The organism is Vibrio sp. 10N.261.54.E10, from assembly GCF_002877735.2.
GTDB classification, from domain to species: Bacteria; Pseudomonadota; Gammaproteobacteria; order Enterobacterales; family Vibrionaceae; genus Vibrio; species Vibrio crassostreae_C.
On the sequence record NZ_MCXE02000001.1, the window covers coordinates 2,186,519 to 2,213,498 of the forward strand.

Sequence of the window (26,980 nt, forward strand, 5' to 3'; positions counted from 1 at the left end):
ATTATTCCTTGCTACTACCAATGCCTGTGAGAAACCATTCACAGACGAGTAAAATCGTTAAATATTGCCAGAGCCATCAATGAGAAGAGGATTGCCCCTCCCACTCTGTATCCCATTTCCTGAACTTTCTCAGGTACCGGTTTACGAGTAACGGCCTCAATAGCGAAAAACAGCAAATGTCCGCCATCAAGCATAGGCAGCGGAACCAAATTAATAATCCCTAAGTTAACACTAATCAGAGCCAAAAAGCCCAAGAAGTAAACCAGACCATAATCGGCGGTTGTACCTGCACCTTTAGCGATTGAAATAGGGCCACTCAAGTTGTTTAAGCCAACATCACCAACGATGAGCTTCTTAAGCATTGTCAGTGTCAATCCAATGATTTGACCTGTTTTATCAAATGCTTTTCCTACAGACTCAATTACACCAAATTGTAACTCAAAGCGATAATCTTCTGGCCATTCTGCGACTTCCGGAGCAATACCTGCATAGCCGATTGTCGAACCATCAGAAAGCTCTCGACTTTTTGGTGTCATAACCAATGACTGCTCGGCACCATTTCGCAATACGACCAAGTCCAATGATGTCATTGGATTAGCACGAATTAACTCAACAACCGACTGCCACTGTTCAATAGGTTGCCCGTTAATCTCAACAATTTTATCGCCAGCTTCAAGACCTGCATCGTATGCAGCGCCATCATCAATGATTTGAGCCAGTACGGTCGATATCTCTGGAGAATACGGTCTAAAGCCCAGCGTTGTCATTGCAGATTCAGTTTCTGGGTTGAACGACCAGTCTGAAATATCCAATGTCATTTGTTGCTCAAAGCCGATGTCGTCTTGAGAAGCAACCGTCACTGTCATGGATTGATCACCAATGTGCGATATCAACCCCATATTGACTGATTCCCAATCTGCGGTTTTGATTCCTGAAATAGATTTAAGTTCCATTCCAGTTTCAATTCCGGCTTGTGCAGCAATAGATTGTGGAGTGACTTCACCAATCACGGGCTTAACCGCGGGTACGCCAATCAAAAATACTAACCAATACGCGAACACCGCAAAGATAAAGTTGAATGCAGGGCCTGCACCCACAATCGCCGTTCGTTTCCAAAGCGGCTTCTTGTCGAAAGCGTATTGCTGTTGATCTTCAGAAAGATCGTCAACACGACCATCGAGCATCTTAACGTAGCCGCCCAGTGGAATCACTGACAAGCTGTATTCAGTACCATCACGGCCCACTTTACTCCAGATTGATTTACCAAAACCAATCGAGAATTTTTCAACTTTCACACCACAACGACGAGCGACCCAGAAGTGTCCAAACTCATGAACAGCAACCAGAATGCCAAGCGCTACGATAAAAGATGCGAAGTTCCACAGAATTCCACTCATGCTAGCTGCTCTTTAATAAATTGAATGGCTATTTGACGAGACATATTATCGAGCTCGAGAAGGCTTTCCAAGCTATCTAAACCCTCAGAGTTATGTTGTTCACATACTTTGCTCATAACGTGTTCGTTAATGACAGCAATATCGGTAAACTTCACCTGATTGTTCAAGAAAGCATCGACCGCGATCTCGTTTGCTGCATTAATGGCTGTTGTCGCATGCTGACCTAAGTAGCACGCTTCAATCGCTAACCTCAAACACGGGTAACGACTGAAATCTGGTTCTAAGAAGGTAAGCTCACCCACTTTAGTAAAGTCTAAAGGCTTAACACCCGCCTCGGTACGATTAGGGTAAGACATCGTCAAAGCGATTGGCGTTGCCATATCTGGTTCGCCCATTTGAGCAAGCACAGAGCCATCCTTGTACTGAACCATCGAGTGAATCACAGACTGCGGGTGAATGATGACCTTTAACTGCTCCTGAGAAGCATTAAATAGCCATTTCGCTTCAATGTACTCTAGCCCTTTATTCATCATAGTCGCAGAATCGACAGAGATCTTAGGCCCCATAGACCAGTTAGGGTGTGCAATTGCGCGTTCAGGAGTCACTGATTCGAGTTCAGCCACATCGGTATAACGGAAAGGACCACCAGAACCAGTCAGAAGAATATGGTTAATGCCGTTTTCTTCAAGGTTACAGCGGCCTAGGTTAGTTTGTACGTTCTGCGGAAGGCATTGGAAAATAGCATTATGCTCGCTATCGACAGGAAGCAGCTCTGCACCGTATTTTTCCACGGCGTCGATAAACAACTGCCCAGACATCACCAAAGCTTCTTTGTTTGCAAGCAAGATACGCTTGCCCGCTTTAACCGCAGACATAGTAGGAAGTAAACCAGCGGCACCAACAATCGCGGCCATTACCGTGTCCACTTCCTCTAGAGAAGCAACCTGACACATGCCTTCAGTGCCTGAAAGTACTTTTACGTTAGGGTAACTCACGGACAACACTTCAGTCAGTTGAGACGCTGCATCAGAGCAAGCCATAGCAACATAGCTTGGTTGCCACTTTTCAACTAACGCCAGCATCTTTTCAACATTCGAGCCTGCAGCCAGTGCAACCACTGAATAGAGATCTGGGTTTTGTTCAACGACTTTTAGTGTACTTGCACCAATTGAGCCGGTAGCGCCAAGGATAGTTAGATTTCGCATCACATATGACCGTAGAAATGTAATAAAGGGCAGAATCACTGCCCTTTTTTATTAGAATGCTAAATAAAGCAGAGCAAAGACAGGGAATGCAGCCGTTAAGCTATCTATTCTATCTAGTATACCACCATGACCAGGAATCAGATTACTGCTGTCTTTCACCCCAGAAACACGCTTAAACATGCTTTCAACAAGGTCACCTAGAACAGAAATAACAACGGTCACAAGGGTAATAACAATCATGTGAAGTGGGCTTGTGAATTGGATATCAAACAAATCAGCAAAGATCCAAGCCACGATCACCGCAGTAATAATGCCACCGATAAGACCTTCAATCGTCTTATTAGGGCTTACCGCTGGTGCCATTTTACGCTTACCAAAACTCTTTCCTGAAAAGTATGCGCCGCTATCTGCAGCCCAAACAAGCAAGCAAACAAACATCACCAGTTTAGCACCGTGGTAAGGATCAGCATCGATACCGTTAGCACGCAGGATAACCACACTCCAGAAGAATGGCAGCAGAGTCAGCACACCAAAGGCGTGACGAAGAAGAGAAGAGTCTTTCCATGCAGGCATAGACTTAGGATAAGTCACCGCCATGCCACTCGCGATTACCCACCAAATCGAGCCAATCGTTAGAATGGCGTAGTGAGCAGTAGACAAGTTATTAAGGCTAAATGCATCAAAAGGGATAAAAGAAAAACTTGCAGCACTAACCACAACCGTTGGAATCAACGCTAAATAACGCGATTTGCTTTCCACAAACTGAGTCCACTCCCAAAAACCCAATAGCGAGATTACCGCTAGTGAAAGAATAAATGTAGGAAGTGATAACTCGAAAATACCTAGAATAACTAGGGGAGCTAAAATCAACGCCGTAATAATTCGTTGTTTCAAACCAAAAAATCCTTATTAACTGTCCATCAAAGCTTTAATTTGCTCACCGGTGCATCCAAAACGACGCTCACGGTTAACAAACCAAGTCACAGCTTCTACTAAGCTGTCTTCATTAAAGTCTGGCCAGAATTGTTCAGTGAAATACATTTCGGCGTAAGCCAACTGCCAAAGCATAAAATTACTAATGCGGCATTCGCCACTGGTACGGATAAGTAGATCAACCTCAGGAATATCTGCCATCGTCAGGTGCTGTGTAATCATAGCTTCATCAATGTCATCTACATTAATATCGCCAGACTTTACCTGTTGAGCAATAGAGGTCATTGCTTGCTGAATATCCCACTTACCGCCGTAGTTAGCTGCAATATTAATAACCATACCCGTATTGGTGCTAGTCAAAGCTTCCGCTTCTTCTATCTTCTTTTGTAGTCGATCATTGAAACGACTTTTATCACCAATAACACGAAGTTGTAGATTATTTTTATGAAGCTTTTTAACTTCACTCGACAGCACTGAAATAAACAGTTCCATCAAGATACCGACTTCTTCTTCAGGACGACGCCAGTTTTCGCTACTAAATGCAAAAAGAGTAACGGCTTTAATGCCAAGTCTGGCTGCAGAAGAGATAGTTTTACGAACGGCTTGAACACCGTTTTTATGGCCAAAGACGCGAGGCTTGCCCTGAGCTTTTGCCCAGCGACCATTACCATCCATAATGATAGCAATGTGTTTAGGAAGAGAGTCTGTGAACGCTTGAGAATTATGCATAAAAGAGTGAATCAAATTCTAATAGTCGAACAGAGTAGCATAAAAAAACGCTGCACCGTGAGTACAGCGTTTTTCCGGAAAGAAAAGAATATGGAAAATTAAACTTCCATCAACTCTTTTTCTTTAACAGCTAGAACTTCGTCTACGTTCTTAACCGCAGCGTCAGTTAGCTTTTGAATTTCGTCTTGTGCTTTACGATCTTCATCTTCAGAGATTTCTTTATCTTTAAGAAGTGCTTTTAGATCGCCATTCGCGTCACGACGGATGTTACGGATAGCAACACGGCCACCTTCAGCTTCGCCACGAACGATTTTAACTAGGTCTTTACGACGCTCTTCCGTTAGCGGTGGAAGTGGAACACGGATAACTGTACCCGCAGACATAGGGTTTAGGCCTAGGTCAGATGTCAGGATTGCTTTTTCAACTAGAGGAGTCAGTGTTTTATCAAACACTGTAATAGCTAGTGTACGTGCATCTTCAGCGATAACGTTAGCTACTTGAGTCAAAGGCGTTGGAGCACCGTAGTACTCAACAGTAAGACCAGAAAGTAGGCTCGGGTGCGCACGGCCTGTACGAATCTTTTGCAGGCTGTTTTTTAGTGCATCAACACTTTTTACCATGCGCTCTTGAGCGTCTTTTTTGATTTCGTTAATCACAATTTCACCTTGATTATGTTCTTTCTTCAAGAAAGCTTTTTATTTGGAGTGATAAGGATAAGCTTACCAAGGTACAACACCTCAGTAAGCCCGAAAAATTAGTCAGCGTCGCTGATTAATGTACCTTCAGTTTCACCCATAACCACGCGACGTAGTGCGCCTGGTTTATTCATGTTAAATACACGGATTGGCATTTTGTGATCACGTGCTAGCGTAAATGCAGCCAAGTCCATTACTTTAAGTTCTTTATCAAGAACCGTGTTGTAAGACAACGTATCATACAACTCTGCGTCTGGGTTTGCTACAGGGTCAGAAGTAAATACACCATCTACTTTTGTCGCTTTTAGAACTACGTCAGCTTCGATTTCGATACCACGTAGACATGCAGCAGAATCCGTAGTGAAGAATGGGTTACCCGTACCAGCAGAGAAGATCACAACGCGACCTTGACGTAGTTGGCTGATTGCATCTGCCCAGTTGTAGTCGTCACACACACCTTTAAGAGGGATTGCAGACATTACACGTGCGTTTACGTAAGCACGGTGAAGAGCGTCACGCATTGCAAGGCCGTTCATTACCGTTGCAAGCATACCCATGTGGTCACCAACAACGCGGTTCATGCCAGCTTCAGCAAGACCAGCACCACGGAACAAGTTACCGCCACCGATAACAACACCAACTTGAACGCCTAGTTCAACCAATTCTTTTACTTCTTGAGCCATACGATCAAGGATCGTTGGGTCAATACCAAAACCTTCTTCGCCTTGTAGCGCTTCACCGCTAAGTTTTAACAGAATACGTTGATACACTGGTTTAGGGTTCGTAGTCATGGAGTTTACCTTCCAAAGAGTTGATGATTAACAGTCATGGATAAAAACTGAAGAGCTCAGTTTGCATTCATAACAGCTAAAAGTCGGAAATAATTCATTATTCATAAAAAGACCGCAGCATTTGCCACGGTCTTTTTCAAACAATACGCTAAGGATTAACCTTTTTGTACCGCAGCAACTTCGTCAGCGAAGCTCATTTCAGCCGCTTTCTCGATGCCTTCACCAACTTCTAGACGTACGAAGTCAGATACTGAAGCGCCTTTCTCTTTCAGGATAGCGCCAACAGTTTGCTTAGGCTCCATGATGAAAGCTTGACCAGTTAGAGAGATTTCGCCCGTGAATTTCTTCATACGGCCAACAACCATTTTCTCTGCGATTTCAGCTGGTTTGCCTTCGTTCATAGCGATTTCAACTTGAACTGCTTTTTCTTTCTCAACTACGTCTGCAGGTACGTCTTCTGGGTTTAGGAACTCAGGACGTGATGCAGCAACGTGCATTGCAACGTGCTTAAGCGTTTCAGCTTCGCCTTCACCAGCAACAACAACACCGATTTTCTCGCCGTGACGGTAAGAAGCTAGTGCAACACCTTCAACGAATTGTACGCGACGGATGTTGATGTTTTCACCGATCTTAGTTACTAGTGCAATACGCGCTTCTTCAAATTTAGCTTGAAGAGCAGCGATTTCTAGACGTTCTGCTAGAGCAACTTCAGCAACTTCGTTAGCGAATGCAAGGAAACCTGCATCTTTAGCTACGAAATCAGTTTGGCAGTTAACTTCAAGAAGAGCAGCTGCGCCGTTTGCTTCTTTGATGATGATTGCGCCTTCAGCAGCAACGTTACCAGCTTTTTTAGCTGCTTTCGCTGCGCCAGATTTACGCATGTTTTCAATTGCTAGCTCGATGTCGCCTTCAGCAGCAACAAGTGCTTTTTTACATTCCATCATGCCCGCAGCTGTGCGTTCACGAAGTTCTTTAACTAGAGCTGCAGTTACAGTTGCCATTCTCTATTCCTCAGTAAATTCTAAAAAAGATAAAAAACAGGGGCCTAATTAATTGGCCCCTGATATTGACTGTATTCAGTCCGTTAAGCCACCGATTATGACCGCTTAATATGAACTAAATATGGCTCAGAGCCGCTATTATTCAGCTTCTACAAAACCGTCTTTTTCAGCAGCTACAGCAGCAACATCTTTGTTACGACCTTCTTTAACCGCGTCTGCAGCAGCGTTTAGGTAAAGCTGTACTGCACGGATTGCATCATCGTTACCTGGGATAACGAAGTCAACGCCGTCTGGGTTAGAGTTAGTATCAACTACAGCGTAAACTGGGATACCTAGGTTGTTTGCTTCTTTAACTGCGATGTGTTCGTGATCAGCATCGATTACGAATAGAGCGTCTGGAAGGCCGCCCATGTTCTTAATACCACCAAGAGATTTCTCTAGCTTCTCCATTTCACGAGTACGCATTAGAGCTTCTTTCTTAGTAAGCTTGTCGAAAGTACCGTCTTGAGCTTGCGCTTCAAGTTCTTTCAGACGCTTGATAGACTGACGAACAGTTTTGTAGTTCGTTAGCATACCGCCTAACCAGCGGTTGTTAACGTAGAACTGGTTGCTGTTGATAGCAGCTTCTTTAACAGCTTCAGATGCAGCGCGCTTAGTACCAACAAAAAGAACTTTACCTTTCTTCTCGCCAACTTTAGCAATTTCAGCTAGAGCGTCGTTGAACATTGGTACAGTTTTTTCTAGGTTGATGATATGTACTTTGTTACGAGCACCAAAGATGAATGGCTTCATTTTTGGGTTCCAGTAACGAGTTTGGTGACCGAAGTGAACACCAGCTTTAAGCATATCGCGCATTGATACAGTTGCCATTTTAAAATCCTCTATGGGGTTAGGCCTCCACATCCCCCATGAATCCGACCCCTAACAACTAACCACTTTTCAGCCGTTATCTATGTTGTTGAGGCACCCCGGAACATGTGTCGGAATGTGTGTGATTTAAAGAAATAAGTTAGTGGACACAAAGCTTGTTTCGCCAAGTGGAGAAAACAGTCCTGATGTCCGGCGCGCTTTATACCATATTTTGTCTATCTATGGCTAGAAAAAATTCTAAAAATGGCGACTGCTATACTGAACCGTGGCGGCGAATTTCCTCTGTAAAATAGTGTCCTATTCAAATCACGCTGCACCATTAAACCGAACATTATCCACTCAGATTGAGCAGTATCCACCAATATTGTACGGACATGGTAATGTTGCGCTAAAATGCTGCACTGATAGAATAGCCCCAATATGCACACTTAGGTGCTACCAAATTAAGAGATATGCAATGGCTGTAAAAATTAAAACTGCTGAAGAAATCGAAAAAATGCGCGTTGCCGGCAAACTGGCCGCTGAAATTCTAGAGATGATTGAACCTCACATCCAAGTAGGTACAACGACAGAAGAACTGAACAAAATCTGTCACGAGTACGCTCTAGAAAGAGGCGCATACTCAGCACCACTTGATTACCACGGTTTCCCTAAGTCAATCTGTACGTCTATCAACCACATCGTGTGTCACGGCATTCCAGCATCACAAGATGAGACAGGTAGCACAGGTCAATTCAAACCTGCAGTATTGAAAGATGGCGATATTCTAAACGTTGATATAACTGTGATTGTTCCTGATGATGAAAATGCAGACCTAAGCGTTCGTCCACAAGGTTACCACGGTGACACATCTAAGATGTTCCTTGTTGGTGAGGTTTCACCGGCAAACAAGCGTCTATGTATGGTTGCTCAAGAAGCACTTTACGAAGGCATGCGCCAAGTTAAGCCAGGTGTTCAACTTGGTCAAATCGGTACTGCTATCGAGAAGTACATCAAAACAAACAACAAGAACAACCCACGCGCTAAGTTCTCTATTGTTAAAGATTACTGTGGTCACGGCATTGGTTCTGAATTCCACGAAGATCCACAAGTAGTTCACTACAAGAACAGCGATCGCACCGTGCTAAAAGCAGGCATGTGCTTCACTATCGAGCCAATGATCAACGCGGGTAAGTTTGGCTGTCGTCTTGATGACGAAGATAGCTGGACAGTATACACAGCAGACAGCAAGAACTCGGCTCAATGGGAGCACACTCTGGTTGTAACTGATACTGGTTGTGAAGTACTAACACTGCGCAGCGATGATACAATCCCACGTATCATGAAGAACGCTTAGTTCACCGAACTGAGCGCATCAGCCTTTTAAAAATATCCTCGCATTGTCGAGGATATTTTTTATCCACTCAATTTCGATTTTCCATCAGCTTCTGTTAAATTGTTTACTATTCTCATTTGCTTGCACGGATAGCAGACTATGCCTTATCAATGCCCTCTTACGTTCAATGACGAACAAATTGAAATCTGCGAATTAAAAAATCAGCTCGAGATCTTCACGCAGTATCAAAAAAATGAATTTCTGAACCACCATCCCGTCACCGATTTGGTTCTACTGCGCTCCGAATACATGGATTTACTTCTCAATCGTTTGTGGGAAAATTTCGGATTCAACAAACTGCCTCATATTTCACTTGTCGCAGTGGGTGGTTATGGTCGTGGCGAACTGCATCCTTTGTCTGACATTGATATTCTCATTGTCTCGCAAAAAACACTACCACCAGCTCTTGGTGAAAAGGTCAGTCAATTCATTACTCTACTTTGGGATTTAAAGCTCGAAGTTGGCCATGCTGTGCGAACTATTACTGAGTGTCTCGATATCGGCACCGATGATTTAACCGTCGCGACCAACCTACAAGAGTCGCGATTGTTATGTGGTAGTGAAGACACTTTCCAAGAACTAAAACTGAAGATTCATTCCGATTCATTTTGGCCAAGTGAGACGTTTTACAAAGCCAAGATTCAAGAACAGAGAGAGCGTCATGCTCGCTACCACGACACCACCTATAATTTAGAACCGGACATCAAATCGACTCCGGGAGGGCTCAGAGACATCCATACCCTGAGCTGGGTTGCGCGTCGCCACTTCGGCGCGACCTCTTTGTTAGAGATGAGCAAATACGGCTTTCTGACCGATGCTGAATATCGTGAGCTCGTTGAGTGCCAAGATTTTTTATGGCGTGTTCGCTTTGCATTGCATATTGAACTGCGCCGTTACGACAACCGTTTAACGTTCGCGCATCAAGCTCAAGTCGCTGAACATCTGGGTTATACGGGTGAAGGAAACCGTGGTGTTGAGATGATGATGAAAGAGTTCTACCGAACCCTTCGTCGTGTTGCTGAACTGAATAAGATGCTGCTTAAGCTGTTCGATCAAGCGATCATCAATGGCGGTCAAACCCAAGACGCTGAAATTCTCGATAGTGATTTCCAACGTCGAGGTTCGTTGATCGAAGCGCGCAAGCCTGCCCTATTCCAAGCAAGACCAGAAACGATTCTCGATATGTTTATCCATATTGCCAATGACTCGACTATCGAAGGGGTAAGTCCACCAACACTGCGACAACTGCGTACGGCACGCCGTCGATTGAACCGATTCCTGCATACCATTCCTGAAGCTCGTGACAAGTTCATGGATCTAGTTCGCCACCCTAATGCCCTGCACAAAGCCTTTAGCTTAATGCACAAATTGGGCGTGCTCTCTGCGTACTTACCGCAGTGGAGCCAGATCGTTGGTCAGATGCAGTTTGACCTATTCCATGTTTACACCGTGGATGAGCACAGTATCCGCCTGCTCAAGCACATCAACCGCTTTGGTCAAATCGAAAACCACGATAAGCACCCTATCTGCTGTGAAGTCTATCCTCGAGTACAGAAGAAAGAGTTGCTGATCCTTGCCGCTATCTTCCATGACATCGGCAAAGGCCGCGGCGGAGACCACTCTGAGATAGGTGCGGTTGAGGCTTACTCTTTCTGTATTGAACACGGGCTATCGAAGCCTGAAGCCAAACAAGTCGCGTGGTTGGTACAAAATCACCTATTGATGTCAGTAACGGCTCAACGTCGTGATATCTACGACCCAGATGTGATCACCGAATTCGCCAAAAAAGTGCGTGATGAAGAATCACTCGAGCTACTGGTTTGTTTAACCGTTGCCGATATCTGTGCGACTAACCCTGAGCTATGGAACAGTTGGAAACGAACCCTGTTAGCTGAGCTGTTCCACTCAACGCAGCGAGCACTGCGCCGCGGCTTGGAAAACCCTGTCGATGTCAGAGACCGTATTCGTCACAACCAACAAATGGCATCAGCACTGCTGCGTAAAGAAGGCTTCACCGCTCGTGAGATTGAAGTGTTGTGGCAACGCTTTAAGGCCGATTATTTCTTGCGTCACACACATAAACAAATCGCTTGGCACTGTGAGCACTTACTTCGCCTAGAAGACCCAAGCCAACCGTTAGTGCTGATCAGTAAGAAAGCGACGCGCGGTGGCACAGAAGTGTTCGTTTATTGTAAAGACCAAGCAGCACTGTTTGCGACCGTGGTTGCCGAACTCGACAGACGTAACTTTAACGTTCATGACGCGCAGGTCATGGTTAGCAAAGATGGTCATGTTTTAGATACCTTTATCGTACTAGACCAGCACGGCGAAGCGATTGATGAAGCAAGACACAAAGCCGTTGCTAAACATCTGACTCATGTATTGACTGATGGCCGCCCGACTAAGATTAAGACGCGTCGCACGCCACGTAACTTGCAACACTTTAAGGTCAAAACTTTAGTTGAGTTCCTACCAACCAAGAGCAAGAAACGTACCTTGATGGAGTTAAGAGCTCTTGATACGCCGGGGTTATTGGCTCAAGTCGGTGCAACCTTTGCGGAGCTAGACATCAACTTGCACGGTGCCAAAATCACCACCATAGGTGAGCGAGCAGAGGATCTGTTTATTCTGACCAGTGAAGCGGGAGGAAGGCTGTCTGAAGAACAAGAACAGGCACTAAGAGAACGATTAACCGAGCACGTTTCTGAACTCGCACCTTAGAAAGCGAATTCAGTCTAAAAACAGGTTTAATAACCAAATAAGTGTGGGCAAAGATAGAGAGCGATCTTGCCCACAACTTACAATCAATTCACAGATATCAACTATCTAGCTCGTCGTTAGGCTGCTACATTGATCAAGTCAATTACATAAAAGTATTACATTCATAACCTAGAGGTCGCTTATGTATCCAAACCTCACTGGCTTAGGTATCCACGAACCTAAACAGATTGAACGTTACTCCCTTCGCCAAGAAGCGCACAAAGATATCCTGAAGATTTACTTTCGTAAGCAGAAAGGGGAACTGTTCGCGAAAAGCGTTAAATTTAAGTACCCACGACAAGTAAAAAGTGTGCTTGTTAGCGGTGGCAATAATCAATACAAAGAAGTGACAGAGATTAACCGCAACCTCACTCTTGTGATTGATGAACTCAACAAAATCACCAAACCGACGCCAACGGCTGAGGTGGATGTGAAGCAGAAGATCCTTACCGACTTACGCCATCTAGAGAAAGTGGTATCAAGCAAGATCGCTGAGATCGAAGCTGATCTAGAAAAGCTAAAATGATCCCGCGACTAACTATTACTGTTAACTAACCAACATTAGTTATGCCGTTAAGGTTATACAGATACAAAAAGGGCTGATATCACTATCAGCCCTTTGTTTTTTTATTCTATTTTCTCTATTCACTTAGACTGGAGATTGCCTAAACACGCGAGACTTACTTAGACAAGCAAGTTTGAGCATCGATTAAGTTAGTATCCCACTCAAAGGTTTCAAACAACCTTAGCCAAGTTTCATCAAGGTTGGCCTTCATCACCAACTCTTCTTTTGTGAAAGGATGGATAAAGCGAAGCTCAGAAGCGTGCAACAACAAACGATGCGAATCTAAATCATCACGGAACAGTCGATTGTGCTTACCATCACCATGTGAAGTATCACCGACAATCGGATGTCTTAGATGAGCCATGTGACGACGCAGCTGATGTTTGCGACCTGTCTTTGGCATCATCTCAACCAAGCAGTAGCGGCTCGTAGGAAAGCGTCCTGTTGAATATGGCACTTCTACTTTTGCTAGCGGTTCATAGACTGTCACTGCCTCTTGCGCTTCTTTGTCTTCTTTCGCGAACTTATCTGCGATCTTATCCAGCTCAACCTTAAGTGCATAATCGAGCGTATCGCCCTCTTCTATCCAACCACGGACAATCGCATGATAGGTTTTTTGCATCTCATGATTAGCGAACATTGGCATCACCTGTGAAGCAACCTCACTCGACAACGCAAACACCAACACACCCGATGTCGGTCTGTCTAAGCGGTGTAATGGAAATACATGCTGACCAATTTGATCGCGCAATGTCTGCATAACAAATTGCGTTTCGTGTTTATCCAACCATGAACGATGCACTAGCATGCCAGCGGGCTTATTCACCGCGACAAAGTACTCATCTTGATAAATGATCTCTAACATTACGCACATACCTCATCAATGCTCTGAATTGTCACTAGCAGTTCGACTTTGTCTGCCTCATTTTTCCACACTTCACCAAAATAAGGATGGATAGCAAAGCCTTTCGGTAGGCTCATTTGGGCATCCATCATTGCGTTGATCTTAACGATAAAGATCCACTGCAACCACTCTTCCGGTTGTAACGAATCAATCCCGAAAGGTTCAACGCTCGCCAGAGCTTCATCCGAAGGCGGAAGCGTGCTCCATAGCGAACATTGGCGCATTTGTTCTTCTAATTGTTGAAGTAAAAGAGGTAACTTTGTGGCTGCTGTCATTTTTCACCAAGTTATTTATCTAGTGACCTTGAAATTGGGGCATAGAGTACCATCTATTTAGGAAAGAAAGTTAGGAGCTTTATTACTATGGAAACCATTCACACGCTCACTCAGTTGCTAAAGAATAGCGGTTGCCAATATGATATCTACGATCTAGGTCGTCGTATCCAAAAGATCGACAACAACCTATTCTCTGATGTTGAGCAAGGGAAACAGCCGTACCCATTTCCACTTCAGAAACAAGCTCACTTAGCGATTAGTTACTGGAACGAACACAAGCAACCTTGGATCTGGTTCCTAAAATTCAAACTGGACGAAAGAGGCCTATTACATCAAGGTGATGTCGGCAATTTCCTTAAGTTTGTTATCGAAGCGATGGGCACACGTTTGAACGGTGAGATCAGCGAAGAGCAACAACAAAAGCTGTCAAACAACCCATATACCTTCAAGCCTTCAGAAGACAAAATGGCCGTGTTCCATAGCCAAGTAAGAGCAGGTTTAGACCTTGCAACGAGCCAATACTACGAACACGCTCAACACTACTTCACAGGCGATCTAGGCTGGGACAACTGGAAAACCGTTGGCCTACAAGGCATCACTGATATGTGTGCTCGTTTAGGCAGCCAACAAAATGGTGTCGCGATTCGCAAAGCATTGAATAAGCTGCCTTCAGAACCTCTATACGCGACTCTCGGGGCGCTTGAGCATACGCAAATCAATGACAAGCTCGCTCAACGCTTACAAGAAATGGCAGAGAATGAGATTAACAGTCAAGAGCCAGATCTGTTCTTACTGTCAGCACTGGTACGTGCCCTTTCTGGCGCAGAGCAAAGCACAACCAACGCCGTAATTAACCAAGTTCTGGCTAGCCCGCGCTTAAGCCACCAAGAAGTATTGATTGGTTTGGCTGGTCGCAGCTGGCACGCACTGCAAGATCCTGCGATTGCTGAGCAGTTCTTGCTGCGTCTCGCACAAACGGGCAACCAAAACTTGTTCAATCAGTTATTTGCAGATTTAGTGATGATTCCGACACTGAGAATGGTATTTTTACCATTATTGAACTCGAACCCATCACCAGAACTCGCCAATGCACTTGTAGAATTACAACAAGCGGCTAAGTCGCAATAGATACCAGACAGAACAGCTCAGTAGCTCATAACAAAAAGCTCAAATCACGAACGGAATAGAGAGATAAAAGGAAGTATGGATTAAATGATAGATAACTTATTGGCTATTTTGATGCTGTGCTTCTTTTGCTTTCTGTTTTGGCAACAGCGCAGGCAATCCGAGCTTGCGAAAGCTGCCATTGCGAGAAAATGTAAAGAGCTCGACTTACAGCTATTAAGTGTTGCCTTTAGTGGTCATAAACTTAAGATGCGCCATGAGCTCACCACCATTTGGCGCTGGCACACCGTGTATCAATTTGAGTTTTCAGCGTTAGGTGATGACCTGTACCAAGGGAAACTGACCATGGTGGGCTTCCGTTCTATGCGGTTTGAGCTACAGCCTCATAGAATGTAACGTCGCAATACGCGGTATAACTATATTCATGATAAGGGCCAAACTGATCTTGTTTGGTCTCTTTAAATGCAAAGCCTAACTTTTCAAGTAACTTAATTGATGGGTTATGACCAACATTAACGGTCGCGACAACATTCGTTAGGTGTTCTTCAAAACAAACCAAACTAAAGAAAGGTTTTAGCACTTCACTAGCAAGGCCTTGATTCCAAAACTCCTTGTCCAGAATAAATCCCAGTTCATGCTTCCCTTCTTCAGACGAAACAAACAAATGCCCGAGGTATTCGCGGGTTTGGTTGTGGATAATGGCTCGGCAAAAACCAACGTTGTCGTTCAGTATTTCTTGAAATAGGTGTTTTGCAGAGGCAATAGAATGCGGCCCGTTCATTTCAGCACGATTGATGGGGCAGCAATTCAACTTGATAAAGTCATGTTCTAACTGCTCGGTATAAGGTACCAACAGCGTTCTTGAGGTTGCTATCGTCATAAAACACTCCTTGTGTTGACCATTAGCAGAAAAGCAGATGTCGCGTGCTTAGATAAAAGCTCCTGAATTAAAGAGAGCCCCTAGATAGAGAAAAAGCCTTAGGAAAAGAAAAGCCCCGACACCGAAGTGTCAGGGCTAGGGTCTTACTCGCAGCAGTCCGGCTACTAATTAATGCTCCATGCATCATCCATAATAGTGGCTGTAATCCTTCAGCTCTTTCCTTTACTTCGCCGTCCTAGCGGTGTCCAATCATCCTGAAAGCTAACAATCCTAGTTAGCGCACATCACTTGTTCCGTGAGCGGTGTCCTTTACATCGTCCTGATGCTAATCCAACCCTTTAATCCTAAAGGTGTCCATTGTCATTCCGTTGCAGCTAACTTCCTGTTAACTGACTGTATCCCTACAATGTCCTTACGCTCCATGCTTGATCACTCAATCCTAAGTAACCAAATCTTCATCCTGAAGATAACCAAATCCTTGGTGCTTTCCTGTTCCGTGTCAGAATCCTTCCGACAAGGTTTAATTTACGCGATTTAGGATTTCGGACAATAGATTTGCATCACATTTTGAATTCAAGAAAGTTGTTAATTATATAAAACAATTAAAATTCAACACCTTAACCATGTGAGCATCAATCTCTCTAGCGATGTATTCGTGTTATCTCACAACCTTTGTAAGAGATCTCTCACAAGCCATGGGCGGTTTTATGATTCGCTATCATTCACCAGAGCGAGTAAAATGACTAAAGACTAAAAATGGAGATCAACATGCTGACAAAAGATGTTTCTGAAGAGTTGAAATCAGTGCTTGAAGGACTGCAAGCGCAAGGGAAAGAGCCGACAGTTGCTTTAGTTAAGGCTCGTATGAGCACATCCGTTCCGATGCCCGCTTTAATCACGACCATCAAGAGCTGGAAAAGCGCAAATCGTGTTCCTAAAGTTGAAGTCGCGACACAAGAAGAGCCAGCACTTGATCGTGTTAGCCAACTGGAAAAGCAAATCCTTGAACTCACTGCTCGCGTTGCCATGCTTGAAGCTAAACTAACTGATCAATAAGGCAACTGAGCAATAAGTTGACCGATAAATAAGCTAACAGAGAAATAGAACACTATGAAGATATGGGTTGATGCGGACGCTTGTCCAAAGGTTATCCGTGAAACAATCGTACGCGCAGCTGAACGCACAGGGGTGGAATGTACCTTTGTCGCGAACCATTTGGTTCCCGTTCCTAAACGCAATAACATTCACTCAATTCAAGTGCCAAGCGGGTTTGATATTGCAGATGATGAAATCGTAAAACGCACTGAACCCGGCGATCTCGTGATTACCTCTGACATCCCTCTGGCTGATGAAGTGATCACCAAAGGTGCGCTTGCTTTAAGCTCTCGCGGCGAGCTTTACACCAAAGAGACCATTAAAGCACGTCTCAACATTCGTGACTTTATGGATACTATGCGTTCAAGCGGCATCCAAACTGGCGGACCAAGCACCCTTTCTCAAACCGACCGTCGTGAGTTCGCAAACCACCTCGATCGCCTGTTAGCTAAACGCTAACCACAGCCTTTCTAATGACGACAACTTTAGAAGTCGTCATTTAGTCGCTATAGCCCCGATGAAATTTTAATCGACATACTCCGTTCTTGATATTTATTACAATAACGGAGTATTGCTTATGATTCGCCAAATAGCCCTCTCACTATCCATTCTTTTTGGTAACACCCAACTTTCTTTTGCTGATGAAAGCTTTGCCGATGAGCACTTTACTGATCAAGAGTTCGGAATCATCGGAGGCAGCATCACCTATGGGGAAAGTGTTTTCTCCACTAAAAGTGCCCCTCAATTTGGCGCGACACCCAACCTATTCTATTCAGGCCCGAAAGGCTTTATCGATGGTAGCTTAGCCAATTGGCAACTGCTGCCTTACGTCGGGTTATCTGGAAATTGGCGCTTTGCTGAGGTGTCAGACACCTTCGTTGACCTACCTAACGGCATTCAAGACAGAGATGGCAATGGAGAGCTGGGGATAACCTTAGGAACGGTAGGCGCACGCCTCACCTACTTACACGATGTGACTTCAGAACATAACGGCTACGAAGTTCAGCTTCACTTAGGCAGAACGTTAGAAACTTGGACACAGCCATTCACCATTACGCCCTACCTAGAAGTCGATTATCGTGACAAGAAACTGTCCAATCACCTGTATGGTATTTCTAACACCGAATCTTCTGCCTCAGGGTTAAATCAGTTTGATGCAGGGTCAACGTTTGTTTATCAAGCAGGGTTAATCGGGCTTTATGAGTTTACGCCAACTTGGATTGGTATCGCACGCGCAGACTTGATTCATCACGACAGCGACAGCGCGTTGATACAACGAGACTTGGGCTGGTCATTCGAACTAGGCGTTACCTATCGGTTTGCGGGGTTGTAAGTTTACTGACTAAAACAAAAAGAGCCTGCATCAATGCAGGCTCTTTGGTATCTCGTCTTTTATTCAGTTGATAAGCGAATCGAAATGTTCGCCTATCACCGCTCACTAAGGCGTGTAGTACGTTGCAGCGCCTGGACCTACTGGTAGACCAAATACGAATACCCATAGGTAGAACAAGATGCTCCAACCGAACATGAATACCATTGAGTAAGGCAACATGGTTGCGATCAGTGTACCGATACCAAGGTTCTTCATGTAGCGAGTCGCTACGGCAAGGATAAGACCGAAGTAGCTCATCATTGGTGTAATGATGTTGGTTGTTGAATCACCGATACGGTAAGCCGCTTGAATCGTTTCCGGTGCGTAGCCTACTAGCATCAACATTGGAACGAAGATTGGCGCCGTTACTGCCCACTGTGCAGAAGCTGAACCGATCATCAGGTTAATGAAGCCACACATTAGGATGAATGCGAAGAACAACATTGGACCCGTTAGGCCAATATCCTGAAGGAATGTTGCGCCGCCTACAGCGACCACTTGACCGAAGTTCGTCCACTTAAAGAAAGCAACAAACTGTGCAGCAAAGAATACAAGAACGATGTACATGCCCATTGAAGACATAGACGTTGCCATTGCATTAATCACATCACGGTCATTCTTCATTGAACCCGTAACTTTGCCGTAAACAAAGCCAGGAATAGCAAAGAATACAAAGATAAACGCGACGATACTTTTCAGGAATGGAGAACCTGAAATCGTACCGGCCTCTGAACGCAGAACACCGTCAGCAGGAACCACAGTCCAAGCTAAAAGTGCACTCACGATTAATACAGCAACACCCGCTAGCTTAAGGCCTTTCTTCTCAATAGCAGTAAGTTTACCCATCGAGTCATTTGAAAGATCTTCAGATGCGTCTTCATCGTTGTATTTACCTAACTTAGGTTCAACAATCTTCTCTGTTACCAATGCACCTGCAATCGAGATAAAGAAGGTCGAAACAAACATGAAGTACCAGTTTGATTCAGGGCCAACAGAGTAAGAAGGATCAAGCATTTGTGCCGCTGTTTCTGTAATACCAGAAAGCAGTGGATCAACCGTACCGATAAGTAGGTTTGCAGAATAACCACCAGATACACCAGCAAATGCTGCCGCTAGACCTGCTAATGGGTGACGACCCAATGAGTGGAAAAGCATTGCTGCAAGAGGGATAAGAACTACGTAACCCAGCTCAGATGCCGTGTTAGAGATAATACCGGCAAATACCACGGTTACAGTAACCATGCGCTGAGATGCGCCCATTACCATGCCGCGCATTGCCGCAGATAATAGACCTGAGTGTTCAGCAATCGCAACACCTAGCATTGCAACAAGCACAGTACCAAGTGGCGCAAAGCCAACAAAGTTCGAAACTAGATTCGTTACGATGAGTTGTAAGCCTTCAGCATTAAGTAAGCTTACAACGTGGATCATGCCATCAGCAGCACGACCGCTAGCACCTTCTGGGCGAGGATCCATTACAGATACTTCGAAGTAACCAGCAATTCCTGAAGATACTAGGATTGCGACACAGAAGATTGCGAAAAGAGTGATTGGGTGGGGTAAAAGGTTCCCCAAATATTCAACGCCATCGAGAAAGCGGGTAAAAATTGGTTTCTTTGGCGAGTTGTTTTTTATTGAAGCTGATGAACTCATCAGTTCCCTCCTTGTAGTGATTCCTGTGCAATTGTGACAAAAATGTTCAAATTGCCAGCGCAGAGTACGCGACAAAATTATCAATTAGAAATTCAAAATGTTACAAAATGTGTAACAAATGACTACTTTTAACTCTATAAGAACAATTAATTAGCAAATAAATCTACATTAAATACAAAAACTAGATTTATAATTCACAAGAACACATTCACTACAAAAATAACTGGCGATATAACTCATTGATTCATTTAAAAATAAAACACAACATACGCTAATTTAACACGCAATATTCTGCAAGGTTCCTCTCGAAGGAAAAGAAAAACAGACAAATGAATGAAGTTTGACTTTCCCCTCGTTTTTACACTCGTGTCACATCAATTTGACTGACTATTTTTGAACCGCTTTGAATCTCGGGTTGGATTTACAGATGACATAGTGACGGCCTCTGCGCTTTACTATTTGGCAATCTGGATGACGGCTTTTCGCACTTTTAAGTGATTTTATAACTTTCATTCTATTTCGCTCCCTTACCTAATTGACCAAAGCGACGAGTAAAGTTAGCAACACGTCCCTCTTTATGTAGCACTCGCTGTTTACCCGTATAGAAAGGGTGCGACTTTGCAGACACTTCAATCGTGAAATAAGGGTAAGTATTGCCATCTTCCCATTCGATAGTACGTTCTGTTTTCAGCGTAGAGCCTATTAAGAAGTACTCATCAACGCTGGTGTCATGGAACACCAATGTGCGGTAGTCAGGGTGGATATTCGGTTTCATTGTATTTCCCTAAATAATTAAATTGATACGTTATAACATATCAAATGATAATTATTATCAAAAGAAAAACAAGCGATTTTATGATATTTTTCCGTCTTAACTGAAACCAGAGAACACCTTGCTATGTACACCATTAAACCTGTTGGCTTTATTGAGTCTCCTTATAAAGAGAAGTTCGCTGTGCCAAGACAGCCTAGGTTAGTACCAACATCCACCTCAAGAGTCAGGTTGGTTGACGCAGCAAACTGCCTTGAATCTGTTCGAGATATTGAGCAATTTAGCCATGTGTGGTTGTTGTTTTTGTTCGATAAGAACCTTGAAGCAGGCTGGAAACCAACCGTGAGGCCACCTCGCCTTGGCGGCAATGAACGTATAGGTGTATTCGCGTCTCGTGCCACATTCAGACCCAATGGAATTGGCATGTCTGCGGTTGAACTCAAAGGTGTGTCTCAAGAAAAGGGACAAACTTGGTTGGACTTAGGCAGCGTCGACTTAGTAGACGGTACACCGATCATCGACATCAAGCCTTATATCCCCTATTCAGATTCGATTCCGGATGCATTGGGAGGGTTTGCCGCCGATGAACCAGAAGTGCTCGACGTTAACTTTTCGCAGCAAGCGCAAAGTAAGCTCGCAAGCCATCCACAAGCGCGCCATATCATTCAGGTGATCAAAGAAGTATTAGGCCAAGATCCGCGACCTGCCTATAAAAAAGGCAAGCCTGACAACAAGGAATATGCGGTAAATTTGTTCAATCTTAACGTGAAATTCGTGGTTGAAACGCTTTTCATCAATGTAACTGACATTGAACGCTTTTGAGATCCCAAATAGGCTGATATTATATGCGGCTATATCAGATTTGCTGTGGTTACGAACGACAGCAAGTTTTCTTTTATCAATGATGAAACGGATACCATAGAATGCGTACCAGTAACTACCTTCTTTCTACTCTGAAAGAGACTCCAAACGACGCAGAAGTTATCAGCCACCAGCTGATGCTACGTGCAGGTATGATCCGTAAGCTAGCTTCAGGTTTATATACTTGGCTACCTACTGGTCTACGTGTACTGCGTAAAGTCGAAAATATCGTTCGCCAAGAGATCGATAATGCAGGTGCCGTTGAAATCTTGATGCCCGTAGTTCAACCGTTTGAGCTTTGGGAAGAGACTGGCCGTTCTGAAAAGATGGGGCCTGAGCTACTTCGTTTCACAGACCGTCACTCTCGTCCATTTGTTCTTAGCCCAACAGCTGAAGAAGTGGTAACGAGTCTAGTACGTAACGAGATCAGCTCTTACAAACAGCTACCTCTAAATCTGTACCAAATCCAGACTAAATTCCGTGATGAGCGCCGCCCTCGTTTTGGCGTAATGCGTGCACGTGAATTCTCTATGATGGATGCGTACAGCTTTGATATCGACAAAGAAGGCTTAGAAAAGTCTTACCAAGCGATGCACGATGCTTACTGTAAAGCATTCGACCGTATGGGCCTTGAATACCGTCCAGTATTGGCAGACTCTGGCGCAATCGGCGGCAGCGGCTCTCAAGAGTTCCACGTTCTTGCTGAAAGCGGCGAAGACCTAATCGCATTCTCAACTGAGTCAGATTACGCAGCAAACATCGAAAAAGCAGAAGCACTTGCTCCTACTGAAGATGCAGCAGCACCAACTCAAGAGATGGAACTGGTTGATACACCAAATGCGAAAACTATCGCAGAATTGGTAGAGCAACACGGTCTAGCAATCGAGAAGACAGTTAAGACTCTATTCGTTAAAGCTTCTGATGAAGTAGACGCTGATATCATCGCGCTAATCATCCGTGGTGACCACGAACTGAACGAAGTGAAAGCAGAGAACCTTCCACAGGTTGCTTCTCCGCTAGAGATGGCTTCTGAAGAAGAAATCCGCGCACTTGTTGGTGCAGGTCCTGGTTCACTTGGACCTGTTGGCCTAGAGCTACCATTCATCGTTGACCGCTCTGTTGCTGTAATGAGCGACTTTGGCGCTGGTGCAAACGTAGATGGTAAGCACTACTTCGGCATCAACTGGGGTCGTGACGTTGAGCTTGCTCAAGTTGAAGACCTACGTAACGTAGTTGAAGGTGACCTTAGCCCATGTGGTAAAGGTACTATCCAGCTTAAGCGTGGTATCGAAGTGGGTCACATCTTCCAACTGGGTAATACTTACTCTAAAGCAATGAACTGTAACGTGCTTGGTCCTGATGGTAAGAGCGTAATCCTAGAGATGGGTTGTTACGGTATCGGTGTTTCACGTGTTGTTGCATCTGCTATCGAGCAAAACCACGATAAATTCGGTATCACTTGGCCAGACGCACTAGCGCCGTTCCAAGTTGCTATCGTACCAATGAACATGCACAAATCTGAGCGCGTTAAAGAAGCAGCTGAGAAGCTATACGCTGAATTAACAGCTATGGGTATCGAAGTTTTATTCGATGACCGTAAAGAGCGCCCTGGTGTTATGTTTAAAGATATCGAGCTTGTGGGTATCCCTCACACTATCGTTATCGGCGATCGCAGCATGGACGAAGGTAACTTCGAATACAAAAACCGTCGTACTGGTGATAAAGAAGCTATCGCAATGGACACGGTTATCGAGCACCTTAAGGCTCAACTAGCTTAGTAATCCGATTACTGACTAGATAAACATTGAAAGGCTGCCGTTAGGTGGCCTTTTTTGTGCCTGTCATTTCGCTTCAAACTCCCTTCTATTTATCAGTAGAGTAAATAACGTAAGTTAATCCCCTGTTCATCTTTAAATCCGTATATTGGTGTCATCAACTTTTTGGACATGCTCACCATTGGAGGTATCGATGGATATCAAAAGCTTACTGAACCAAGCACTTAAATCAGATCTCGTAAAACAAGGTACTCAGAAACTTTCACAAGGGTCTTCAAGTTTAAGTGGCCTTTCTCAAGGCAGCAATAGCAAGAGTAGCAGTAAAAGTACACTCGGAGCCTTCGGTGCAGGCGCAGTTGGCGGAGGACTGTTAGGTGCGTTAATGGGCTCTAAGAAGACTAAGAAAATGGGTAAGAAAGCGGCTGGGATTGGCGGCGCAGCAGCACTGGGCGCTTTGGCTTATAAAGTCTACAACGACTACCAATCCAAACAAGGCCAGACACCTAACGCCGAACAGGCTCAATTTGATGAGAACGACTCAAACCATAGTGTGCTGATTCTAAGATCGATGATTGCTGCGTCCAAAGCCGATGGTCATGTCGATGAGGAGGAGATGGCAAAGATCGAGCAAGCGGTCGAAAATATGGGCGCGGACTATCAACTGACTAAACTGGTCTCTGAAGAACTGCACAAGCCACTCGACCCAAGTGAGATTGCTCAGCTCGCAACTTCACCTCAACAAGCGAGTGAGATCTACTTAGCCTCTTTGATTGTGGCTGACGAGCAGAACTTTATGGAGAAGGCCTACCTCAAAGAGTTAGCTAAGCAACTCAACCTTGCAGATGAAGTTACTTATCAACTTGAACAGCAGATATCTGGTTAAGCGGTCAATATTAGGCTAATCAATAAATATCATGCTAAGCCGCAAATACACGCTAAGTAGCAGACTAGCAAAGTGATACGCTGAGCATTAACAGAATGAGATATTGAGCAAGAACAAACTAACTCTGAACTTAATCAGATCCACTTTGTTTTTGCTTATCTCTATGTGTATATTGAGATCAGTTATCATTTGGTTAGGTATAAAAATGAAAGTATACGATTGTTGTGATTTGGTGCGTGAACTGTATTCTCAAATTGGCAGTGGCGACCAAGGCTATATCCCTAAAGCGATCACCTGCGCGGTAAAAACATTGAATGACCTTGCTGCAGATGAATCTCTTCCTAAAGAAGCGCGTGAGCGTGCAGCCTTTGCCGCTGCAAACCTGCTGATCTCAGATTTCGAGGACTAATATGAACCTCGCTAATTTTGAAAAAATGGATCCTGTAATGTTGATGAGTATCGTCAACATGAAGCTACGTGACGACTTCGGTGGTGATTTGGATCGAGTGGTCAACTTCTACGAGATCGACAAAGCAGCATTGATCGCAAAGCTCGCGTCTGCTGGTTTTGAGTATCTTCCAGAAGCTAAACAGTTTCGATAGTCGTTTAAAAAATCTTCCTATTTAAAGACCAACCTCTGTGTTGGTCTTTTTTTGTTGGTGATACGTAATAAGGAAACACGCAGCAAACCCATTATAAATTATCTGTATGCACCTATACTTTTATATCTTAGAGTCAACGAACGCGCCTTGAACCAAAGCGTATTGTGGCATAGGCTACCTAAACTAGCATATAAAACTCATCACTCAACTTGATGATAGTAAAGGATTAACAATGAAAAGACTCGGACTTTTAGCCGTTATCGCAGCCGCACTCACCGCAGGTTGCGCTTCAAATACTCAGCAAGACAACTTTCGCGAAGCCTCTTTTGAGCTGTGTAATACTGAAGTCGATATTTACTCTGTAAGCCATGATGAACGAGTTCGTATCGTCTGTTCTGATGGCTCTAAATTCGCTTTGAACAGCGAAGACACATTAGAAGTGATGCGTGACATCAACATCGACTACTGTGATGGCGAAGGCCTAGGTAAGTTCAGTGAAAGCCGCCACTACTACTCTTTCAAGTGTAAGTCAGGCACCCTACTTAGCATCAAAAAGTAGAATCGACACTACCAAATACCAAAGGGTTAATGTGAAAGCATTAACCCTTTTTAATACCCGCTTTTCTTTACTCTTAATCCCAAATCCACCAGCCACCAGCCACCAGATACAAAAAATAGCTCCTTTAAAGAAGCCTCTAGTATCATTGCTTTTCAAAGTAGTTGTTTGAAATTCTAAGAGAGCACGCAGAGATTACGGGTGTAAGTGAGCATGCTCGACAACAATTTTAAAACTTCCAAGTACAAAAAAGTCCCCTATTAAGGAGCCTCTAGTATCAATATTTTTCAAAGTAGTTGTTTGAAATTCTAGGAGAGCACGCGGAGCTTACGAATGTAAGTGAGCATGCTCGACAACGTAATACCCAAAAAAACAAAAAAAGCTCCCAACAGGAGCCTTTCAAATCGTATTTTTCAATCAAATAGCTTTAGTTCAAGGAAAAGGCGCGGAGTTTACGAATGTAAATGAGCACCTTTGACACAGAAATTAAGCTATTTGAGCCAGAAAAATTAAGCGTAAACAGGTAGACGCTTACAGATCTCTAGTACTTTTGCTTTAGTCGCTTCGATAACAGACTCGTCACCCATGTTATCTAGGATGTCACAGATCCAACCTGCTAGCTCTTTCGCGTCTGCTTCTGAGAAACCGCGACGAGTGATAGAAGGAGAACCGATACGGATACCTGAAGTAACGAATGGGCTACGTGGGTCGTTTGGTACTGAGTTCTTGTTTACAGTGATGTTTGCTGCACCTAGTGCTGCATCTGCTTCTTTACCTGTGATGTCTTTGTTGATTAGGTCAACTAGGAACAGGTGGTTCTCTGTAGAACCTGAAACGATGTTGTAACCACGAGCTAGGAATTCAGCAACCATTGCTTTTGCGTTAGCAACAACGCGTGCTTGGTATTCTTTGAACTCTGGCTCTAGAGCTTCTTTGAACGCTACTGCTTTACCAGCGATAACGTGCATTAGAGGACCACCTTGGCCGCCTGGGAATACTGCTGAGTTCAGCTTCTTGTAAAGATCTTCGCCTTCGTTAGAAAGGATTAGACCACCACGAGGACCCGCAAGCGTTTTGTGCGTCGTTGTAGTTACTACGTGAGCGTGTGGCACTGGGTTCGGGTAAACGCCTGCAGCGATTAGACCTGCTACGTGAGCCATATCTACGAACAGGTAAGCACCTACTTTGTCAGCGATTTCACGCATGCGCTTCCAATCACAGATTTGAGAGTAAGCAGAGAAACCACCGATGATCATCTTAGGCTTGTTCTCGATAGCCAGCTTTTCCATCTCTTCGTAATCGATTTGACCCGCTTCATCGATACCGTAAGGGATGATGTTGTAAAGCTTACCAGAGAAGTTTACTGGAGAACCGTGAGTTAGGTGACCACCGTGTGCTAGGCTCATACCTAGAACCGTATCGCCTGCATTTAGTAGTGCCATGTATACAGCGTTATTTGCTTGAGAACCTGAGTGAGGCTGTACGTTTGCGTACTCTGCACCAAATAGTTCACATGCACGTTCAATTGCTAGAGTTTCAACTTTGTCTACGTACTCACAACCACCGTAGTAACGCTTGCCTGGGTAGCCTTCAGCGTATTTGTTTGTTAGCTGAGAACCTTGAGCTTCCATTACACGTGGGCTTGTGTAGTTTTCTGAAGCGATAAGTTCGATATGCTCTTCCTGACGAAGAGTTTCTTCTTGGATAGCTGCGAATAGATCCGCATCGTAATCAGCAATGTTCATGTCACGCTTAAGCATCTGTATCTCCTGACTCAGATTGTACTGAAAGTTTCAAAAAAACCACACAACGACCGAAAGCAAACGTTTCCGTCACCGTTTTGATGTGACGCATTCTACATAATTTGATCTAGGTCATAAAGAGCTAATTGCAATTTTATCATGCA

29 protein-coding genes are annotated in these 26,980 nt (G+C 44.3%); 14 read left to right on the top strand and 15 right to left on the bottom strand.

Annotated features, from left to right (window positions below; all coding sequences use genetic code 11):
* Positions 1-38: 38 nt before the first annotated feature.
* From rseP to rpsB, 8 genes are all read right to left on the bottom strand, one after another.
* Positions 39-1,397, bottom strand: a complete 1,359-nt coding sequence (rseP, locus tag BCU07_RS09560) for a sigma E protease regulator RseP (RefSeq protein ID WP_017060736.1) — start codon at positions 1,395-1,397, stop codon at positions 39-41.
* Positions 1,394-2,602: a 1-deoxy-D-xylulose-5-phosphate reductoisomerase gene (gene ispC, locus BCU07_RS09565; RefSeq protein WP_017060737.1), complete on the bottom strand. Its 1,209-nt coding sequence runs from the start codon at positions 2,600-2,602 to the stop codon at positions 1,394-1,396. Before ispC ends, rseP begins: the two co-directional genes overlap by 4 nt.
* A 51-nt stretch (positions 2,603-2,653) precedes the next feature.
* Positions 2,654-3,496 (bottom strand): phosphatidate cytidylyltransferase, encoded by an 843-nt coding sequence (locus tag BCU07_RS09570; RefSeq protein WP_017060738.1) that lies wholly within the window; start codon positions 3,494-3,496, stop codon positions 2,654-2,656.
* Positions 3,497-3,511: 15 nt separating this feature from the next.
* Entirely contained in the window at positions 3,512-4,264 is a 753-nt protein-coding gene (locus BCU07_RS09575) for an isoprenyl transferase (RefSeq protein ID WP_017063364.1), read from the bottom strand.
* Positions 4,265-4,362: 98 nt separating this feature from the next.
* On the bottom strand, positions 4,363-4,920 hold the full coding sequence (gene frr / locus BCU07_RS09580) for a ribosome recycling factor (RefSeq protein WP_017060741.1): 558 nt from the start codon (positions 4,918-4,920) through the stop codon (positions 4,363-4,365).
* Between the two features lie 98 nt (positions 4,921-5,018).
* Positions 5,019-5,750, bottom strand: coding sequence for a UMP kinase (gene pyrH / locus BCU07_RS09585; RefSeq protein WP_017060742.1), 732 nt, complete (start codon positions 5,748-5,750; stop codon positions 5,019-5,021).
* 155 nt (positions 5,751-5,905) lie between these two features.
* Entirely contained in the window at positions 5,906-6,751 is an 846-nt protein-coding gene (tsf, locus tag BCU07_RS09590; protein ID WP_010436487.1) for a translation elongation factor Ts, read from the bottom strand.
* A gap of 138 nt (positions 6,752-6,889) precedes the next feature.
* Positions 6,890-7,621 (bottom strand): 30S ribosomal protein S2, encoded by a 732-nt coding sequence (rpsB, locus tag BCU07_RS09595; protein WP_009847420.1) that lies wholly within the window; start codon positions 7,619-7,621, stop codon positions 6,890-6,892.
* A 457-nt stretch (positions 7,622-8,078) separates the two neighbouring features.
* Here rpsB and map point away from each other — a divergent pair, with 457 nt between their 5' ends.
* The 3 genes from map to BCU07_RS09610 all read left to right on the top strand — a co-directional run bounded on the left by map (position 8,079) and on the right by BCU07_RS09610 (position 12,282).
* Positions 8,079-8,957: a type I methionyl aminopeptidase gene (map, locus tag BCU07_RS09600; RefSeq protein WP_065583997.1), complete on the top strand. Its 879-nt coding sequence runs from the start codon at positions 8,079-8,081 to the stop codon at positions 8,955-8,957.
* Positions 8,958-9,095: 138 nt separating this feature from the next.
* On the top strand, positions 9,096-11,717 hold the full coding sequence (gene glnD, locus BCU07_RS09605; RefSeq protein WP_017060744.1) for a bifunctional uridylyltransferase/uridylyl-removing protein GlnD: 2,622 nt from the start codon (positions 9,096-9,098) through the stop codon (positions 11,715-11,717).
* 181 nt (positions 11,718-11,898) lie between these two features.
* Entirely contained in the window at positions 11,899-12,282 is a 384-nt protein-coding gene (locus BCU07_RS09610) for a DUF3461 family protein (protein ID WP_004734354.1), read from the top strand.
* A 154-nt stretch (positions 12,283-12,436) separates the two neighbouring features.
* Here BCU07_RS09610 and truC read toward each other — a convergent pair whose 3' ends face one another.
* Together truC and BCU07_RS09620 are read right to left on the bottom strand one after the other, a co-directional pair.
* Positions 12,437-13,186, bottom strand: a complete 750-nt coding sequence (truC, locus tag BCU07_RS09615) for a tRNA pseudouridine(65) synthase TruC (RefSeq protein WP_017060745.1) — start codon at positions 13,184-13,186, stop codon at positions 12,437-12,439.
* Complete coding sequence (locus BCU07_RS09620) at positions 13,186-13,500, bottom strand: YqcC family protein (RefSeq protein ID WP_017063358.1); 315 nt, start codon at positions 13,498-13,500, stop codon at positions 13,186-13,188. Before BCU07_RS09620 ends, truC begins: the two co-directional genes overlap by 1 nt.
* An 87-nt stretch (positions 13,501-13,587) precedes the next feature.
* On the opposite strand from BCU07_RS09620, the gene BCU07_RS09625 reads away from it, so the two are divergent.
* Entirely contained in the window at positions 13,588-14,628 is a 1,041-nt protein-coding gene (locus tag BCU07_RS09625) for a DUF3549 family protein (RefSeq protein WP_102428244.1), read from the top strand.
* Positions 14,629-14,712: 84 nt separating this feature from the next.
* Positions 14,713-15,021, top strand: a complete 309-nt coding sequence (locus tag BCU07_RS09630; RefSeq protein ID WP_017060748.1) for a DUF3301 domain-containing protein — start codon at positions 14,713-14,715, stop codon at positions 15,019-15,021.
* Here the strand turns inward: BCU07_RS09630 and BCU07_RS09635 are convergent.
* On the bottom strand, positions 14,987-15,505 hold the full coding sequence (locus BCU07_RS09635; protein ID WP_017060749.1) for a GNAT family N-acetyltransferase: 519 nt from the start codon (positions 15,503-15,505) through the stop codon (positions 14,987-14,989). The genes BCU07_RS09630 and BCU07_RS09635 overlap by 35 nt on opposite strands.
* A 768-nt stretch (positions 15,506-16,273) precedes the next feature.
* Between BCU07_RS09635 and BCU07_RS09640 the strand changes: the two genes are divergently transcribed.
* The 3 genes from BCU07_RS09640 to BCU07_RS09650 all read left to right on the top strand — a co-directional run bounded on the left by BCU07_RS09640 (position 16,274) and on the right by BCU07_RS09650 (position 17,933).
* On the top strand, positions 16,274-16,561 hold the full coding sequence (locus tag BCU07_RS09640) for a hypothetical protein (protein WP_017069390.1): 288 nt from the start codon (positions 16,274-16,276) through the stop codon (positions 16,559-16,561).
* Positions 16,562-16,615: 54 nt separating this feature from the next.
* Entirely contained in the window at positions 16,616-17,059 is a 444-nt protein-coding gene (locus BCU07_RS09645; RefSeq protein ID WP_004734361.1) for a YaiI/YqxD family protein, read from the top strand.
* Positions 17,060-17,177: 118 nt separating this feature from the next.
* The gene (locus BCU07_RS09650; protein ID WP_102428245.1) at positions 17,178-17,933 is read left to right on the top strand and encodes a MipA/OmpV family protein; all 756 of its coding nucleotides are present in this window, start codon (positions 17,178-17,180) and stop codon (positions 17,931-17,933) included.
* A 105-nt stretch (positions 17,934-18,038) separates the two neighbouring features.
* Here BCU07_RS09650 and BCU07_RS09655 read toward each other — a convergent pair whose 3' ends face one another.
* The 3 genes from BCU07_RS09655 to BCU07_RS09665 form a co-directional block, all read right to left on the bottom strand.
* On the bottom strand, positions 18,039-19,625 hold the full coding sequence (locus BCU07_RS09655; RefSeq protein ID WP_004734363.1) for an AbgT family transporter: 1,587 nt from the start codon (positions 19,623-19,625) through the stop codon (positions 18,039-18,041).
* Positions 19,626-20,012: 387 nt separating this feature from the next.
* Positions 20,013-20,138 carry a type B 50S ribosomal protein L36 gene (gene ykgO / locus BCU07_RS09660; protein ID WP_081008126.1) on the bottom strand — a complete coding sequence of 42 codons (126 nt, stop codon included), beginning with the start codon at positions 20,136-20,138 and terminating at the stop codon, positions 20,013-20,015.
* A gap of 1 nt (position 20,139) precedes the next feature.
* Positions 20,140-20,400, bottom strand: a complete 261-nt coding sequence (locus tag BCU07_RS09665) for a type B 50S ribosomal protein L31 (RefSeq protein WP_102428246.1) — start codon at positions 20,398-20,400, stop codon at positions 20,140-20,142.
* 123 nt (positions 20,401-20,523) lie between these two features.
* On the opposite strand from BCU07_RS09665, the gene tsaA reads away from it, so the two are divergent.
* The 6 genes from tsaA to BCU07_RS09695 all read left to right on the top strand — a co-directional run bounded on the left by tsaA (position 20,524) and on the right by BCU07_RS09695 (position 25,077).
* Complete coding sequence (gene tsaA, locus BCU07_RS09670; protein ID WP_102428247.1) at positions 20,524-21,219, top strand: tRNA (N6-threonylcarbamoyladenosine(37)-N6)-methyltransferase TrmO; 696 nt, start codon at positions 20,524-20,526, stop codon at positions 21,217-21,219.
* A gap of 101 nt (positions 21,220-21,320) precedes the next feature.
* Positions 21,321-23,036, top strand: coding sequence for a proline--tRNA ligase (locus BCU07_RS09675; RefSeq protein ID WP_102428248.1), 1,716 nt, complete (start codon positions 21,321-21,323; stop codon positions 23,034-23,036).
* A 190-nt stretch (positions 23,037-23,226) separates the two neighbouring features.
* Positions 23,227-23,916, top strand: coding sequence for a tellurite resistance TerB family protein (locus BCU07_RS09680; RefSeq protein WP_102428249.1), 690 nt, complete (start codon positions 23,227-23,229; stop codon positions 23,914-23,916).
* A 205-nt stretch (positions 23,917-24,121) separates the two neighbouring features.
* A complete protein-coding gene (locus BCU07_RS09685) occupies positions 24,122-24,325 on the top strand; it encodes a YaeP family protein (RefSeq protein WP_008222923.1) in 204 nt (67 codons plus the stop codon).
* 1 nt (position 24,326) lies between these two features.
* Entirely contained in the window at positions 24,327-24,518 is a 192-nt protein-coding gene (locus BCU07_RS09690; protein ID WP_004738555.1) for a DUF4250 domain-containing protein, read from the top strand.
* A gap of 232 nt (positions 24,519-24,750) precedes the next feature.
* Positions 24,751-25,077, top strand: coding sequence for a hypothetical protein (locus BCU07_RS09695; protein ID WP_017072003.1), 327 nt, complete (start codon positions 24,751-24,753; stop codon positions 25,075-25,077).
* 506 nt (positions 25,078-25,583) lie between these two features.
* Here the strand turns inward: BCU07_RS09695 and glyA are convergent.
* A complete protein-coding gene (glyA, locus tag BCU07_RS09700; protein WP_017066387.1) occupies positions 25,584-26,834 on the bottom strand; it encodes a serine hydroxymethyltransferase in 1,251 nt (416 codons plus the stop codon).
* Between the last annotated feature and the right edge of the window lie 146 nt (positions 26,835-26,980).